16 protein-coding genes and 1 other annotated feature are annotated in these 15,553 nt (G+C 41.4%); of the genes, 13 read left to right on the forward strand and 3 right to left on the reverse strand.

The window, feature by feature from the left end; translation table 11 throughout:
- Positions 1-147 precede the first annotated feature (147 nt).
- Positions 148-1,101, reverse strand: coding sequence for a glycosyltransferase family 2 protein (locus I2F89_RS07945; RefSeq protein ID WP_034686848.1), 954 nt, complete (start codon positions 1,099-1,101; stop codon positions 148-150).
- 205 nt (positions 1,102-1,306) lie between these two features.
- Between I2F89_RS07945 and I2F89_RS07950 the strand changes: the two genes are divergently transcribed.
- Positions 1,307-1,771, forward strand: a complete 465-nt coding sequence (locus I2F89_RS07950) for a methylated-DNA--[protein]-cysteine S-methyltransferase (RefSeq protein WP_104871661.1) — start codon at positions 1,307-1,309, stop codon at positions 1,769-1,771.
- Positions 1,772-1,857: 86 nt separating this feature from the next.
- Here the strand turns inward: I2F89_RS07950 and I2F89_RS07955 are convergent, their stop codons facing one another.
- Together I2F89_RS07955 and I2F89_RS07960 are read right to left on the reverse strand one after the other, a co-directional pair.
- Positions 1,858-2,901 carry a YeiH family protein gene (locus I2F89_RS07955; protein WP_071866907.1) on the reverse strand — a complete coding sequence of 348 codons (1,044 nt, stop codon included), beginning with the start codon at positions 2,899-2,901 and terminating at the stop codon, positions 1,858-1,860.
- 121 nt (positions 2,902-3,022) lie between these two features.
- Complete coding sequence (locus I2F89_RS07960) at positions 3,023-3,991, reverse strand: TDT family transporter (RefSeq protein ID WP_104871659.1); 969 nt, start codon at positions 3,989-3,991, stop codon at positions 3,023-3,025.
- Between the two features lie 289 nt (positions 3,992-4,280).
- Here I2F89_RS07960 and I2F89_RS07965 point away from each other — a divergent pair, with 289 nt between their 5' ends.
- The 12 genes from I2F89_RS07965 (at position 4,281) to sufB (ending at position 15,525) form a co-directional block, all read left to right on the forward strand.
- On the forward strand, positions 4,281-5,102 hold the full coding sequence (locus I2F89_RS07965) for a LysR family transcriptional regulator (protein WP_019723783.1): 822 nt from the start codon (positions 4,281-4,283) through the stop codon (positions 5,100-5,102).
- 187 nt (positions 5,103-5,289) lie between these two features.
- A complete protein-coding gene (locus tag I2F89_RS07970) occupies positions 5,290-6,477 on the forward strand; it encodes an FtsW/RodA/SpoVE family cell cycle protein (protein WP_010734630.1) in 1,188 nt (395 codons plus the stop codon).
- Between the two features lie 6 nt (positions 6,478-6,483).
- Complete coding sequence (locus I2F89_RS07975; RefSeq protein WP_010734631.1) at positions 6,484-6,840, forward strand: arsenate reductase family protein; 357 nt, start codon at positions 6,484-6,486, stop codon at positions 6,838-6,840.
- A gap of 1 nt (position 6,841) precedes the next feature.
- Positions 6,842-7,180, forward strand: a complete 339-nt coding sequence (locus I2F89_RS07980; protein WP_010734632.1) for a glycine cleavage system protein H — start codon at positions 6,842-6,844, stop codon at positions 7,178-7,180.
- 67 nt (positions 7,181-7,247) lie between these two features.
- Positions 7,248-7,497: a binding site (T-box leader), on the forward strand.
- Positions 7,498-7,564: 67 nt separating this feature from the next.
- Positions 7,565-8,599: a methionine ABC transporter ATP-binding protein gene (locus I2F89_RS07985; protein ID WP_195514191.1), complete on the forward strand. Its 1,035-nt coding sequence runs from the start codon at positions 7,565-7,567 to the stop codon at positions 8,597-8,599.
- Complete coding sequence (locus tag I2F89_RS07990; RefSeq protein ID WP_010734634.1) at positions 8,592-9,278, forward strand: methionine ABC transporter permease; 687 nt, start codon at positions 8,592-8,594, stop codon at positions 9,276-9,278. Before I2F89_RS07985 ends, I2F89_RS07990 begins: the two co-directional genes overlap by 8 nt.
- Positions 9,279-9,301: 23 nt before the next feature.
- Complete coding sequence (locus I2F89_RS07995; protein ID WP_065097060.1) at positions 9,302-10,150, forward strand: MetQ/NlpA family ABC transporter substrate-binding protein; 849 nt, start codon at positions 9,302-9,304, stop codon at positions 10,148-10,150.
- A 212-nt stretch (positions 10,151-10,362) separates the two neighbouring features.
- Positions 10,363-11,136, forward strand: a complete 774-nt coding sequence (gene sufC, locus I2F89_RS08000) for a Fe-S cluster assembly ATPase SufC (RefSeq protein ID WP_019724376.1) — start codon at positions 10,363-10,365, stop codon at positions 11,134-11,136.
- A gap of 14 nt (positions 11,137-11,150) precedes the next feature.
- Positions 11,151-12,440, forward strand: coding sequence for a Fe-S cluster assembly protein SufD (gene sufD / locus I2F89_RS08005; protein WP_195514162.1), 1,290 nt, complete (start codon positions 11,151-11,153; stop codon positions 12,438-12,440).
- Positions 12,437-13,672 (forward strand): cysteine desulfurase, encoded by a 1,236-nt coding sequence (locus tag I2F89_RS08010; RefSeq protein WP_195475657.1) that lies wholly within the window; start codon positions 12,437-12,439, stop codon positions 13,670-13,672. The genes sufD and I2F89_RS08010 overlap by 4 nt, the downstream gene beginning before the upstream one ends.
- Positions 13,659-14,129 (forward strand): Fe-S cluster assembly sulfur transfer protein SufU, encoded by a 471-nt coding sequence (gene sufU, locus I2F89_RS08015; RefSeq protein ID WP_071866912.1) that lies wholly within the window; start codon positions 13,659-13,661, stop codon positions 14,127-14,129. Before I2F89_RS08010 ends, sufU begins: the two co-directional genes overlap by 14 nt.
- Before the next feature lie 4 nt (positions 14,130-14,133).
- The gene (gene sufB, locus I2F89_RS08020; protein ID WP_010734640.1) at positions 14,134-15,525 is read left to right on the forward strand and encodes a Fe-S cluster assembly protein SufB; all 1,392 of its coding nucleotides are present in this window, start codon (positions 14,134-14,136) and stop codon (positions 15,523-15,525) included.
- Positions 15,526-15,553: the final 28 nt, after the last annotated feature.

A 15,553-nucleotide genomic window follows, 5' to 3' on the forward strand; every position in this document is an offset into this window, starting at 1 on the left:
GAAACATTATCATCTATAAGTATACGCAATGAATGGATAGATAAAACGCAATCAGTTAAAACAACTTTTTATAATGAGAGTTATTTTAACTGGCTATCATAAAGAAAAAGCTACCCTCTAATTTTAAAGGATAGCTTTATTCATTGATTATTTATCTGTTTGCTCACCAATTTGGTGGGCTTTTTGTTTTTCTGTTTCTCGAACGATATAGACTGGGCGTTTTTTCGTTTCTAGGAAAATTTTTCCGATATATTTCCCAATGATGCCAAGACAAAGGAGTTGGATTCCGCCGATGAATAGGACGATTGAGACGAGTGAAGGCCAGCCGGATGTTGGATCACCAAATAATAACGCACGTAAAATAATAAATAAGATGGCGATTCCTGAACCGATACATGATAATGCGCCCACAAATGAGGCGATGTTCAATGGCGTGTCAGAAAAATTGACGATCCCATCGATTGAATAGTTGAATAATTTCCAAAATGACCAAGACGTCTCACCGGCAACGCGTTCGCGATTTTCAAATGAGAGATACTCGGTTTTGAATCCTACCCAACTGAATAGTCCTTTTGAAAAGCGATTGTATTCCGCTAATTCTAAGACCGCATCCACCATTTGGCGAGTCATCATGCGATAATCTCTTGCACCGTCAACCATTTCAGTATCACTGATTTTATTGATCAATTGGTAAAATTTCTTCGCAAAGAAACTACGGATAGCTGGTTCACCTTCACGAGTAGAACGGCGTGTACCGATACAATCGATATCGGAGTTGATGACTTTATCGATCATCACTGGTAATAATTCAGGTGGATCTTGTAAATCGACGTCCATGACAGTGACAAGGTCTCCTGTAGAGGCTTGCAGGCCGGCATATAGTGCGGCTTCTTTTCCGAAATTTCGTGAAAAAGCGACAAAACGAACGGATTCATGTACATTCGCTAATTTTTTGATGGCAGCTAATGTACCATCACTTGACCCATCATCGATAAAAAGATACTCGAACTCGTAATCGCCACGAAATTTTTCGACTTCATCAAAAAAAAGTGGGACAGTTTTTTCTTCATTAAAACAAGGGATAACAATTGATATTTTCATGTTTTCGTTCCTTTCAAGCATGTTTTCTCCTATAACTAGTATAAATAAAAGTATGTTTAAATAACAATGATATAAGATAATTATCTTTATTATAAGTGCCGTATACAGTGTACCATCTCTATGTCATTAAATAAACTTTTAGGTTGATTTTTTTCTAAGAATCATAGATGATAAATAAAATAAGTGATGAGGAAGGCGGACAAAAATGAAAATTGAAACACCGATCGGTCCTTTATGGCTTGATGCCGATCAAAAAGGATTAACAGCTGTCTCTTTTGAACGAATTTCTGAAAATGAAGAAGCAAATGCTGAGATTTTATCCTTGGCAAAACAACAGCTGGAAGAATATTTTTCAGGTGAAAGACACGTTTTTGATGTACCTTTATCTTTCCAAAGAGGAACAGCCTTTCAACAAAAGGTTTGGCGAGTGCTCACAAGAATCCCTTATGGACAAAGTCGCACATATAAACAAGTGGCACAGGCAATCGGACAACCAAAGGCAGCTCGTGCGATTGGTCAAGCCAATCGTTTGAATCCTCTGCCAATCGTTATTCCTTGTCATCGAGTGATTGGACAAAATGGACAATTGACTGGGTATATGGGGAAAGCTGAAAATGGGTTAGTGATCAAACGGCAACTATTAGTGCTTGAAAATATTTTAGCTCATTAGGCTGTACTACTAGCTGACAGTACAGATAAATAAGCACCAACACCTCGAAATAGAAGATCTTTCCGAGATGTTGGTGCTTATTTTACTTATAGTTTGATCAACCAAATAAAGAATAAAGCCATGATCGTTTGTAGAAGTCCCACAGTCAATCCATACGTCAAGAATCGCTTTCCTTCTTTCATGAACTTTGCAAAATCCAAACGTAAGCCAATCGCGGCTAATGCAGTGACCTCAAACCAACCACTAATAAAACTAGCGCTTTGATCGATCACATGGGGAATGGTGAAGAAGCTGTTGATTAAACACACGATCAAGAAGCCTAAAACGTACCAAGGAAGTGGCATTTTTCGTTTGTGGTTTTTTGGCGTATACGTAGACGAGACGGCCGGCTGTTTTTTTGTCATAAATTTTTCAAAGAGGAATACCACGACCACAAGCATCATGATCCGCATGATTTTAAACAGCATCGCAAATTGCACGACTGAAGCATCTAATAGACTTGCTCCAGCAACAACTTGTCCAACGGATTGTAAAGTACCACCTATAAGCGCACTTTTTTCGATCAGTTGATCACCAAAGAGTTGGAGACCTAAAAAGGGAAGTGTCAACATCATCACTGTTCCTAAAAGATTGACCAAGGTAATGACTTGGCCCTTTTCTTCTTCATCTGCATGGATCACTGGAGCAATCGAAGCAATGGCTGAAGAACCGCAAATGGCGTTCCCACCTGCCATCATCAAGGAAAATGTATCGCTGAACAATAGTTTTTTCCCGATGAAATAGGCACCAAGAATCGTGACAGTCATTTGGAGTAACACGAAAGTTACACCTTTGATACCAATCTGTGCAATCGTTTGGATCGTCACAGTTGCACCAAGCAAGAAAACGGAACATTCTAATAGTTTACTTTCGGCAAATTTGGTGCCCACCGCAAGTTCAGGTTGTTTAAACAAGGTGTTTCCTAAGACGATGCCAAGTAAAATCGCAATCGTTCCTGCACCGAGTTGTGGGACGAAGGGTGCCAGTAGCCGACTAATGACTGCGACGGAAAAGGCGAGTAGTAGTCCGGGTAAGATTTTTCGGCCACCAAATTTTTTCAACGTTTTTATATAAGTGAATAAAGCATTCATTTGATTCTTTCCTTTCATGTAAGAAAAAGTTTATCTAAAATATAGTATCATTTAATTGTTTCCTCGTGAATACAAAAAACCTTCTGCCTTTTTACTAAGTGAAAAAGACAGAAGGTGGAGTCTATTCTATCAATCCCTTTGAAAGGTGATGTTTATGTTGACTATGTTCTTTGATCAAGTAGATGGCATAGTGTCCTAAGACGTAAGCAATCATGCCACAGGCAATCAAACACTCGATGACTTTCAATCCATCTAAGATCCCTGTAGCAAAACCTAATTGATGGAAATAAGCAGTGACAGTAGAGATTGCTGTAGCAGAGATCACCAATGGGAAAGTAAAGGCTGCAAAGCTTGGATAAAAATCAAGCAATAACAGACGTGGTAACATGGCTAAAACGATAAAGTAAAGTACTTGCGAAACAAGGAACAACGTCATGACTAAGGCCAAATTTGGGTCTTCAAAGTTTTTTAAGTAACCTGTCAGACACAAAGAACCAGGTGCTGCAAGAATCGCAATCAATGGTAAGGTTGGCTGTGCCATATTTTTGACGAAGAAAATTCGATGGATGATGATTGGCAGTAATACTACATAACAAGCTAACGAAAGCCAGAAGAAGATTTTTCCAAGGATCGGAGAAAAGTTTCCGGCAGTTACTGTGATGACACCAAAACCAACATATACGATAAACCAGCTTGGAAAAATTGCTTCTATTGACAAGTCTGCTTTAACTACATGATGGTAATTAAAGTACAGAACCAAGATGATTTGGAAAATCACTGCGGCTAACCAGATCAATTTGACGATTGGCGCAATTGATTTGAAAGAAACAAAATACGTACAGATGACCATCAAAGACATCGTAAAGGTCGGCGAGACGGAAGCGACGATTGGATCATATAGATGTTGCTTCGTGTGTTCAAATAAAAGGATCAGTTTGCCGATGATCAACAGCATCAAAAGCATACCGATCGCGCCTACAAAATTCCCTAAATGCGTCAAATGATAGTCTTTTAAAAGATTCCCCAAAGAAGTCAATCCAAGGATCAACCCACAAATCGGGATCGGAACAATCTTCAAGAAATGCTTCATACATTACTCTCCTTTTTATTGATAATGAAGGACAGGCTCGTTGCAACGATAAGTAGCCAACGATGAAAACTGCTTGTTACGAAGAATAGTAAAGTTTTTCAATGGGAAAAAACAAATCGCATGGATGCTTCTCCTTATCGTTGCAGTAAGCTGTCTGGAAGGTTGTGAGGTGTGTGTAACTGAAGGTCCACAACCTGTTCCTTACACTTTTCATTATAAAGTCTTTTTGATATATTTAAATCAAATAGTTATTATAGTTACTATAAAAAAAGATAATGGAAGTGGTTAGATGTTTAAGTTATTAACAACCTTTCGTGTCGTTTATGAAACAAGAAATTTTTCGCGAACCGCTGAATTACTCTATTTGTCTCAACCTGCGGTGTCCAATCAAATCAAACAATTGGAGCGGGATCTTGGAGTTGAACTTTTCCAACGCAATGGACGACAAGAGATGAAACCGACAAAACAAGCGGATTTGCTTTATGAACGAACATTGGTTTTATTGGAAGAATGGGAAACAACACAACAACAATTAGCGGATGAAAAAAATGAAGAAGAAGTGTGCCGGATCGTCGCTTCCCATACATTTGCTGTGTATTTATTGCCTCAATTGATGAAAGAGTTGATCGTGCGTTTTCCAAAAATCAAGTTTTCGATTGCTTTTGCGAATTCTCATGAGAGTTTGGAGCAAGTGGCAAAACATGAAGCTGATTTTGGTTTTATCGAAAAACCTTTAGAAACAACCGGCGTACAACGCTTTTCTTTACTTGAAGATGCGTTGGTCGTTGCAGGTGATCCTAAGAGTGAGCTATGGCTAGTCAGAGAATCTTCTTCAGGTGTGTTCCATTACACGCAACGTTATTTTGAAGAAAAGAATATCCAAGGGAAGAAAATGCTTGTAAAAAGTAATGAGGTCATTGTGGCGATGTTGAAAGAAGGAATCGGCCGATCCATATTATCCAAACGAGCAGTACCAAAAGGGATACACGTTGAACCTTTAGCTGAATCTCGTCAGTTCTATTTGATCCAACGGACCCATTTGACCTCTGAACGGTTATTAGAAGTAGGAAATGAGATCTTGGATTTCTATAAAAAGGAAAAGAGAAATTAAAAAATATCAGACGGAATCAATAGAACTTCTCCCTTGAATAAGCGTTTTTTTCGTTTTTATCTTAAGAAAGGATAAAGAGAAATGAATAAGATTAATTTTTCGCAAATCTCATTTGCTTTGGCTTTCATTTATAGAAGGAGACAGCTATAATATAGGGCAGTATGGTTTTTAGGAAAAGGGATGAAAAATGGAAAAAAAAATAAAAACTTCGAATGATAACCGCATCGATTACGGAGTCATTCTACCAGTATTTTTATTATGTTTGATTGGGATTTTATCCTTATATGTTGCATTGACACATGATCCAAACGGTCCTTCTGTGACAAGAGGTGTCGGGATGCAGATCATTTGGTACCTTGTGGGAGCAGTAGCGATTGCAATCGTCATGCGGATCAATTCAAAATGGATCTGGAAATTGACACCTTATCTCTATGGACTAGGATTGCTTGTCATGGGGTTGCTCTTACGATTTTACGACCAGAATCTGGCGGCAAGTACCGGTTCAAAAAACTGGTTCCGTTTTGGAAGTGTCACATTTCAACCAGCCGAGCTGATGAAGATCGCTTATATTTTGATGCTGGCGTTGATCGTAACGAAGCACAATACGCAAGTCAAAGTTCGAACAATCAAATCTGATTTTTGGCTGATTGCAAAGATGTTGATCATTTCGATTCCTGTGATTGCGTTAGTCATGGCGCAAAAAGACTTTGGGACGATGCTCGTCTTTCTGGCGATCTTTGGTGGCGTCTTTTTGATGTCAGGGATTTCTTGGAAAATCATTGGCCCGATCTTTGCTTTAGCATTTATTGTGGGTGCAGGAACGATTTTCCTTGTGACCACAGAATCAGGAAGAGAATTCCTGTATACTGTTGGGTTCAAATCTTACCAATTTGCCCGAATCGATTCTTGGCTCGATCCATTTCATGATACGTCGGGCTTTAGTTTCCAACCCGCCCAAGGGATTTTAGCAATCGGAACAGGTGGGATGTTCGGAAAAGGCTTTAACGTCAGCAACATTTACGTGCCAGTCCGAGAATCAGATATGATATTCACTGTCATCGGCGAGAATTTTGGCTTTATTGGTGGCGCATTTGTCATTTTCTTGTATTTTGTATTGATTTATCGTATGATACGTGTCTGCTTCGATACGAACAATGAGTTTTATGCCTATATCGCAAGTGGATTGATCATGATGCTCTTATTCCATGTCTTTGAAAACATTGGCGCAAATATCGGCTTACTTCCATTAACTGGGATTCCATTGCCGTTTATCAGTCAAGGGGGTTCATCGATCTTAGGGAATATGATTGGGATCGGATTGATCTTATCTATGCGTTATCAAAATGAAGCACCGGTAAAAAATTCTAGGAGGTAACGCAAGTTGTTTACTTTTTACGAGTACCCAAAGTGTTCCACTTGTCGAAAAGCCAAGGCTTGGCTCGACAATCATCAAGTAACGTATCAAGCGGTCGATATGGTCAAAGATACGCCTACGGCAGAAACAATCGAATCATGGTTGAAGCATTCTGATGTGCCGCTTCGCCGTGTCTTTAATACAAGCGGGATGAAATATCGTGAACTTGGTCTAAAAGATCAAATTGATGAATTATCCCTCACAGAAGCAAGTCAGCTGTTATCTACGGACGGCATGTTGATCAAACGACCATTGATCGTCAAAGACAATCAACTGGTCACAATCGGTTTTAATGAAAAAATATACGAAGGAGCATTCAATTAAAATGGCTGGGAAACACTTAAAGAAGAAAGATAACCTTTGGATTTTATTTAATGGAAAAGAATACTGTGTAGGTTTGACAAAAGAAGCGCAAGAAGATCTAGGTGAGATCACGTTTGCCAACTTACCAAAAATCGGTAAAGCGTATCAAGCAGGCGATGCACTGGTTGAAGTAGAAGCAGAAAAAGCAGTCACTGAATTTGCAAGTCCATTATCTGGAACAGTCTCATCTGTGAATGAAAAAATCAGTGAGAATATCGCTGTTTTGAACGATGAAGATGAAATGACTGCGTGGTTGTTGAGTTTTAAAGATGTCGATGCAGCAGAATTCGACGCACTTTAAGAAACACGATGTTCAAATAAACGTTTGACACTGATTCTTGTAACTGCTATAATCATAAACAATCATATTGAAAGCTTTGATAAGAAGAGTACATGTCACAGATGTTTCAAGAGAGCCCGGTTTGCTGTGAAAGGGTAACGGAAATGAGATGGAAGATGGTCTTAGAGCAGAGTGAGTGAGCGCAAGCAAACTGACTACGGGCGTGCCCGTTATAGCACAGCAGTATGCGACTAGCGTCAAGTACTGAACGAGGTTGTTATTGTGAAATAGCAGCGAATCAAGGTGGTCACACGGAAGTCTAAACTTTCGTCCTTTTGCTAAACGCAAAGGACGAAAGTTTTTTTGTTGTCTAAGAGAAAATAAGTAAAGAAAGATGTGAACGATATGTCATTGATCCAATTGACGAATGTCAAGAAAACATTTGGCGGGAAACATGGGATGATCCACGCTATCAACGACGTTTCACTACAAGTGGAACAAGGCGACATTTACGGCATCGTCGGTTATTCCGGTGCTGGTAAGAGTACGTTAGTTCGTTTGTTGAATGGCTTGGAATTACCTACAGATGGTCAAGTAATTGTCAACGACCAAGACATTACTAAATTAAAAAATAAAGAATTACGCGTTTTTCGTAAAAAAATCGGTATGATTTTTCAACATTTCAATCTATTATGGTCACGTACCGTACTAGAAAATATCCAACTACCTTTGGAATTAGCCGGTGTACCGAAACAACAACGGAAAGAAAGAGCAGAAGAATTGCTCCGTTTAGTCGGTTTGGAAGGACGAGGACAAGCTTATCCGTCCCAATTATCTGGTGGACAAAAGCAAAGAGTCGGGATTGCTCGTGCGTTAGCCAATGACCCAGAAATCCTCCTTTGCGATGAAGCGACAAGTGCATTGGACCCACAAACGACGGAAGAGGTCTTAGATCTATTATTGGCAATCAACAAAAAATTGAACTTGACGATCGTTTTGATCACTCATGAAATGAACGTTATCCGTAAAATCTGTAACAAAGTAGCGGTGATGGAACGTGGGCAAGTCGTGGAAGAAGGCGATGCGTTGACCGTTTTTCGCAATCCACAACAAGAAGTCACGAAACGCTTCGTCCAACAAGATATCGAACCAGAAGCTGAGTCAACTGAATTATTGGCAGAGTTGATCAAAGAAAATCCTGACGGTCGCTTAGTGACATTGACCTTCAACGAAACGAATGCCAATGAACCAGTGATTTCTCAAGCCATTCGTCGTTACAATGTGGATATCAATGTCGTATATGGGAAAATCAAGCAAACCAAAGAAGGCTCGTTTGGTTCGCTGACTACCTTGATGATCGGAGAGGAAAACGAATTGGACCAAGCAGAAAACTTTATCAAAGAGCAAGGCGTTGGAGTGGAGGTGATCCATCATGGATAAAAGCTTCACAGAAACCTACCTTGATTTTAGCCAAATCAACATGGAGACGATGCAACAAGCCATCATGGACACGTTATACATGACGTTGATCTCCATGGTCTTAGTAACCATCATCGGTTTGATCCTTGGTTTGATCCTTTACTCGATCGGTCGCAAAAACAAACCGTATGCGCGGATCATTTACGGCATCGTTTCGATCATTAGTAATATTTTCCGATCGACACCATTCATGATCTTGATGGTCTTGATCATTCCCTTTACCAAAGCAATCGTGGGAACGATGTTAGGCGCACAAGCAGCGATTCCAGCTCTCGTGTTGTCCGCAGCTCCTTTTTACGCTCGACTTGTAGAAATCGCGTTTCGCGAAGTCAGCCCTGGGGTCTTAGAAGCCGCAGATGCGATGGGCGCGAGCTATTGGGAAATCATTTGGAAAGTCTTGATCCCTGAAAGTGTCCCAGCTTTGATCTCAGGTTTGACTGTAACGACGATCTCAATGATCGGTTTTACTGCCATGGCAGGAGCAATCGGTGCCGGCGGTCTAGGTGGCTTGGCTTGGCAAGAAGGCTATCAACGTGGTAATTTAACAGTGACTTTTGTCGCTACCTTGATTATTTTAGTCATTGTATTTATTGTTCAAGGAATCGGGGATTTCTTAACGAAGAAAACAGATAAAAGATAGTAGGAAATAGGAGGATATAGGATATGAAAAAGAAAATTTTTGGATTTGCAGCAACGCTTTTACTGACAGTTGGATTAGCCGCATGTGGAAACGGCGGAAGTAGTAGTGACTCATCAAACGCATCAGACGATACAACCTTGAAAATCGGCGCATCACCAACGCCACATGCGGAAATCTTAGAACATGTGAAGCCTCTTTTGAAAGACGAAGGCATTGATTTGGAAATCGTCAAATTTGACGATTATGTCTTGCCAAACCAAGCATTATCAGAAGGCGACATTGATGCGAACTATTTCCAACACATCCCTTACTTGAACAAAGAAATCGACGAAAAAGGCTATGATTTTGTCAATGCTGGTGCTGTCCACATCGAACCAATGGGCTTGTATTCACAAAAAATCAAAGACATCTCTGAATTAGAAGATGGCGCAACGATCATTACTTCAAATTCAGAATCTGACTGGGGACGGATCATCACGATCTTGAAAGACGCTGGATTAGTCACAGTCAAAGACGGTGTGGATTTAGAAACAGCCACATTTGATGATATCGATGAAAATCCGAAAAACTTGAAATTCAATCACACGATCGATCCAGCATTATTGGCTTCTACTTACCAAAATGACGAAGGCGATCTAGTGGCTATCAACGCCAACTTTGCTTACGGCGCTGGATTGAATCCATTAGAAGATGCAGTATTACTAGAAAAAGACAACTCACCATATGTCAACATCATTGCCACACGTAAAGGTGACGAAGACAGCGACAAGATCAAAAAATTGATCGAAGTCTTGCATCAAGAAGATGTTCGTCAATGGATCGAAGAACAATGGGAAGGCTCCGTGAAATCTGTTGATGCGGATGCAAAATAAAACCTGTAAAGTCTGGGAATGATTCCCAGACTTTTTTTGAGAAAAAACGAACAGAAATTATTTTATTTAGTTTATAAAGATTATCAATTGAAAATGATGTTTTATTTGAAATAAATCGAAATTATGACATTTTTAACTGGTCGGGGCGTTGCGCTTCATTCTCAATTAGTCTAAAATGAGTGAGAACGAATCAGAATATGGAGGGGAACTACATGTCTGTCTTAGAAATAAAAAACCTACATGTGTCGATTGAGGATAAGAAAATCCTTAAAGGCGTGAATTTAACAATGAAAACAGGAGAAATCCATGCCATCATGGGACCAAACGGAACAGGTAAATCGACCTTGTCTGCTGCAATTATGGGAAATCCGAATTACGAAGTAACTGAAGGAGAAATCCTTTTTGATGGGCAAAATGTGTTAGAGCTAGAAGTAGATGAACGTGCGCGTTTAGGTCTGTTTTTAGCCATGCAATACCCAAGTGAGATTCCAGGAATCACGAATGCCGAATTTATGCGTGCAGCTATCAATGCGACACGTCCGGAAGACGACAAGATTTCTGTCATGTCATTCTTGAAAAAGTTAGATGAAAAGATGGGACTCTTGAATATGCCAGAAGAAATGGCTGAACGTTATTTGAACGAAGGCTTTTCTGGTGGAGAGAAAAAACGTAATGAGATCTTACAACTCTTGATGTTAGAACCAACTTTTGCGATTTTAGATGAAATCGATTCTGGTTTAGATATCGATGCACTGAAAGTCGTGGCAAAAGGCGTGAACGAAATGCGCGGGGACAACTTTGGTGCCTTGATCATCACTCACTACCAACGCTTGTTAAACTACATCACACCTGATGTAGTCCACATCATGATGGAAGGTCGTGTCGTGATGACTGGCAGTGCAGATCTAGCAAAACGCCTAGAAGCCGAAGGATATGCAGGCATCAGTAAAGAATTAGGAATCGACTACAAAGAAGAAGAAGCGTAAGGAGGAGCACATCTATGAAAGACATTAAATGGCTCGATCGTCTTGACGCTGTTACAGATTTTTCATTCAGTAAAGGTGAACCGGAATGGATGACGACGCTTCGTCAAGAGGCGCTGAAAAAAGCAGATGAACTACCATTGCCCCATATCGAACGTGTGAAATTCCACCGTTGGCCATTGTTTTCAATCAATGAGTTGACTGATCAGACACCTGAATCTGGAAATGTTGCGGCATTTGATGCGATGAAAGACAATCCATTAGTCGTGCAACAAGGCACCTTGACTGTCTTTGAGCAATTATCCGCAGACCTTGCAGAACAAGGAGTGATCTTTACAGATCTATTTACTGCAATGCAAGAATACCCTGAATTAGTCCAAGAATATTACATGACGAAAGCTGTTGAAATGGACGAAGACCAATTGACTGCGCTCCATGCGGCATTCATGAATAGTGGCTTGTTCTTATACGTACCAAAAAACGTAGTCATCAAAGAACCGATCGAATCCCTGTTTATCCAAGAAGGAGCATTCTCGCAACACTTCTTTAAACACGTCTTGATCGTCGCAGATGAACACAGTGAATTCTCTTACTTGGAACGATTCCAAACAACGGGAGAAGAATTACAGAAAGTCTCTGGGAATATCATTGTGGAAGTCATCGCCAAAGCCGGTGCCAAAGTCAAATATGCAGCAGTCGACCAATTAGGCGAAAATGTCACAGCATATATGAACCGTCGTGGACATATCTTACGGGATGCTTTTGTGGACTGGGCAATCGGAGTGATGAACGATGGGAATATCGTCGCTGATTTTGATTCAGATCTAGTCGGTGAAGGCGGACATGCGGAAGTCAAGATCGTGGCAATCAGTTCAGGAAAACAAACCCAAGGAATCGATACCCGGGTGACAAATAAAGCTCCACACACGATCGGACATATCTTGCAACATGGTGTGATCCGCGAACGTGGTACGTTGACATTCAACGGTATTGGGCACATCTTGAAAAAAGCCAAAGGTGCAGATGCCCAACAAGAAAGTCGTGTCTTGATGCTTTCAGATAAAGCCAGAGGCGATGCCAATCCGATCCTATTGATCGATGAACACGAAGTTACAGCAGGACATGCCGCAAGTGTTGGACGTGTCGATCCGGAAGAAATGTATTATTTGATGAGTCGAGGTTTACGAAAAGAAGAAGCAGAACGTTTAGTCATTCGTGGCTTCTTAGGGTCTGTCTTAACTGCGATTCCAGTAGAAGCGGTGCGCAAAGAACTAGTGGCAGTTATTGAAGGGAAGTTAAATGTATGATTTCTCCAGAAAAAATCCGTCAAGATTTCCCGATCTTATTTCAGGAAGTCAATGACGAACCCCTGGTGTATTTAGACAATGCAGCGACTACGCAAAAACCCAAACAAGTGTTAGCGACTATGACGCATTATTATTCCGCAAACAATGCCAACGTCCATCGAGGCGTGCATACGTTAGCCGAACGAGCAACCCATGATTACGAAGCTTCCAGAGAAAAAGTTCGTCGTTTTTTAAATGCCCAAGAGACCGCTGAGATTATTTTCACACGTGGAACGACCACAAGTTTGAATTGGGTAGCGCAAAGCTATGGCGATGCCTTTGTCAAAGCCGGTGATGAGATCGTGATCTCTTATATGGAGCATCATTCGAACATCATCCCTTGGCAACAGTTGGCAAAACGAACTGGCGCCATTTTGAAATACATCGAATTGACCGAAGAAGGATTTCTTGATCTAGAACATGCCACTTCGATCATTACAGAAAAAACCAAGATCGTATCGGTCGCCCATGCCTCTAATGTATTAGGTGTCATCAATCCGATCCAAGAATTGGCAGCGATCGTTCATGAAAAAGGCGGAATTTTAGTGGTGGACGGTGCACAATCTGCTCCACACATCAAAATCGATGTCCAATCACTAGATTGTGATTTCTTTGCCTTTAGCGGACATAAGATGTGCGCAACGACCGGAACAGGTGTATTATATGGAAAACGGAAATGGTTGGAACAAATGGAACCCGTTGAATTCGGTGGAGAAATGATCGACTTTGTGGGCCTACAAGACAGCACATGGAAAGAACTTCCCTGGAAATTCGAAGCAGGTACACCAAACATTGCCGGTGTGATCGCCCTCGGCGCTGCCATCGATTATCTTGAATCGATTGGTCTAGCAGGCATTCATCAATATGAAGAAGAACTTGTTGGTTATGTCTTACCAAAACTCCAAGCAATCGAAGGCTTGACGATCTATGGACCAAAAGACCCGACCCAACGTACAGGTGTGATTTCCTTCAACTTAGAGAACCTACATCCCCATGATGTAGCGACTGCTCTTGATATGGAAGGCGTCGCCGTTCGTGCCGGTCATCATTGTGCCCAACCATTATTGAAGTATCTAGGGGTTGCTGCGACAGCTCGTGCCAGCTTTTACATTTATAACACAAAAGCAGATGCCGATCGTTTCGTCCAAGCAATTCTCGCAACAAAGGAGTTTTTCCAACATGGCACTATCTAAATTAGACAATCTTTACCGTCACGTGATCTTGGACCATTCATCCCATCCACATCATCGTGGCACGTTGACGGAATCAACGAATAAGATTGAAATGAACAATCCCACCTGTGGGGATGTCATTGAATTACAAGTCGAAATCAAAGACGGAAAAATCAATAATATCGCCTTTGACGGCAGTGGTTGCTCTATCAGTACAGCCAGTGCCTCAATGATGACCGATGCGGTCATCGGCAAAACAATTGCAGAAGCAGAGCAATTGACGGACGACTTTTTACTGCTGGTCCAAGGAAAAGAAGTCGCAGACCTTGAACCACTAGGGGACGCCGCCATGTTAAGTGGCGTTGCAAAATTCCCCGCTCGCATCAAATGCGCAACGCTTGCCTGGAAAGCACTAGGCAAAGCAATGGAAGAAGACGGTACTGCAACCGTCCATCATGAGCACAAGGAAAAGGAGTGAGCAAATGGGCGTACCAGAATTAGAAGAATATAAATTTGGCTTCCATGACGACGTGGAACCCGTTTTTAGTACAGGAGAAGGCTTGACCGAAGAAGTCGTTCGGGAAATGTCACGGATCAAAGAAGAACCAGAATGGATGTTGGAGTTTCGTTTGAAATCCCTGGAAGCATTCAACAAAATGCCCATGCAAGACTGGGGACCAGACTTATCTGACATTGATTTCAATGCCATCAAATATTACCAAAAACCAAGTGACCGACCTGCTCGCGATTGGGATGACGTACCAGAAAAAATCAAAGAAACCTTTGAACGAATCGGTATTCCAGAAGCTGAACGTGCTTACTTAGCCGGCGCTTCTGCCCAATACGAATCAGAAGTCGTATACCACAACATGAAAGATGAATTCGAAAAACTCGGCATCGTCTTTACCGACACAGATTCTGCATTGAAAGAGTATCCTGAACTATTCAAAGAATACTTTTCAAAACTCGTGCCACCAACAGATAATAAACTAGCCGCACTAAACTCAGCCGTTTGGTCTGGGGGTACGTTTATCTATGTACCAAAAGGCGTCAAAGTCGATGTCCCATTACAAACCTACTTCCGAATCAACGCCGAAAACACCGGCCAATTCGAACGTACGTTGATCATCGTAGACGAAGGCGCCAGCATCCACTATGTCGAAGGCTGTACTGCACCAACCTATTCAAGCAACAGCCTACACGCAGCCATCGTGGAAATCTTTACCCGTAAAGACGGCTACTGCCGCTACACAACGATCCAAAACTGGTCCGACAACGTCTATAACCTCGTAACCAAACGAGCAAAAGCCTACGAAGGCGCAACCGTTGAATGGATCGACGGCAACTTAGGAGCCAAAACAACCATGAAATACCCAAGTGTCTACTTAGACGGACGAGGCGCACGAGGCACTATGCTATCCATCGCATTTGCCGGAGCCAACCAAATCCAAGACACAGGCGCAAAAATGATCCACAATGCACCAAACACTTCAAGCTCGATCGTCTCGAAATCAATTTCAAAAGACGGCGGCGAAGTAAACTACCGAGGCCAAGTCACCTTTGGAAAAGACAGTGCCGGCTCGATCTCTCATATCGAATGTGATACCATCATCATGGACGAATGGTCCAAATCTGATACCATCCCATTCAACGAGATCCACAACAGCCAAGTCTCGTTGGAACACGAAGCAAAAGTCTCCAAAATCTCAGAAGAACAACTCTACTACCTCATGAGCCGCGGCTTGACCGAATCCGAAGCCACAGAAATGATCGTCATGGGCTTCGTCGAACCATTCACAAAAGAACTACCGATGGAATATGCGGTAGAGTTGAACCGGTTGATAAGTTATGAGATGGAAGGCAGCGTTGGTTAAGGTTAAATTACCAATGATTTCAAGCTTT

The organism is Enterococcus sp. 1001283B150225_161107_E12 (assembly GCF_015556925.1).
Classification (GTDB): Bacteria; Bacillota; Bacilli; order Lactobacillales; family Enterococcaceae; genus Enterococcus_B; species Enterococcus_B mundtii.

Bases quoted from the DNA above. Each gene is read 5' to 3' on its own strand.
- I2F89_RS07995 (WP_065097060.1), top strand. From the start codon at position 9,302: ATGAAAAAGAAAATTTTTGGATTTGCAGCAACGCTTTTACTGACAGTT.
- sufD (WP_195514162.1), top strand. From the start codon at position 11,151: ATGAAAGACATTAAATGGCTCGATCGTCTTGACGCTGTTACAGATTTT.
- I2F89_RS07990 (WP_010734634.1), top strand. From the start codon at position 8,592: ATGGATAAAAGCTTCACAGAAACCTACCTTGATTTTAGCCAAATCAAC.
- I2F89_RS07980 (WP_010734632.1), top strand. From the start codon at position 6,842: ATGGCTGGGAAACACTTAAAGAAGAAAGATAACCTTTGGATTTTATTT.
- I2F89_RS07970 (WP_010734630.1), top strand. From the start codon at position 5,290: ATGGAAAAAAAAATAAAAACTTCGAATGATAACCGCATCGATTACGGA.
- I2F89_RS07960 (WP_104871659.1), bottom strand. From the start codon at position 3,991: ATGAAGCATTTCTTGAAGATTGTTCCGATCCCGATTTGTGGGTTGATC.
- I2F89_RS08010 (WP_195475657.1), top strand. From the start codon at position 12,437: ATGATTTCTCCAGAAAAAATCCGTCAAGATTTCCCGATCTTATTTCAG.
- I2F89_RS07945 (WP_034686848.1), bottom strand. From the start codon at position 1,101: ATGAAAATATCAATTGTTATCCCTTGTTTTAATGAAGAAAAAACTGTC.
- I2F89_RS07965 (WP_019723783.1), top strand. From the start codon at position 4,281: ATGTTTAAGTTATTAACAACCTTTCGTGTCGTTTATGAAACAAGAAAT.
- sufU (WP_071866912.1), top strand. From the start codon at position 13,659: ATGGCACTATCTAAATTAGACAATCTTTACCGTCACGTGATCTTGGAC.
- I2F89_RS07950 (WP_104871661.1), top strand. From the start codon at position 1,307: ATGAAAATTGAAACACCGATCGGTCCTTTATGGCTTGATGCCGATCAA.
- sufC (WP_019724376.1), top strand. From the start codon at position 10,363: ATGTCTGTCTTAGAAATAAAAAACCTACATGTGTCGATTGAGGATAAG.
- sufB (WP_010734640.1), top strand. From the start codon at position 14,134: ATGGGCGTACCAGAATTAGAAGAATATAAATTTGGCTTCCATGACGAC.
- I2F89_RS07955 (WP_071866907.1), bottom strand. From the start codon at position 2,901: ATGAATGCTTTATTCACTTATATAAAAACGTTGAAAAAATTTGGTGGC.
- I2F89_RS07985 (WP_195514191.1), top strand. From the start codon at position 7,565: ATGTCATTGATCCAATTGACGAATGTCAAGAAAACATTTGGCGGGAAA.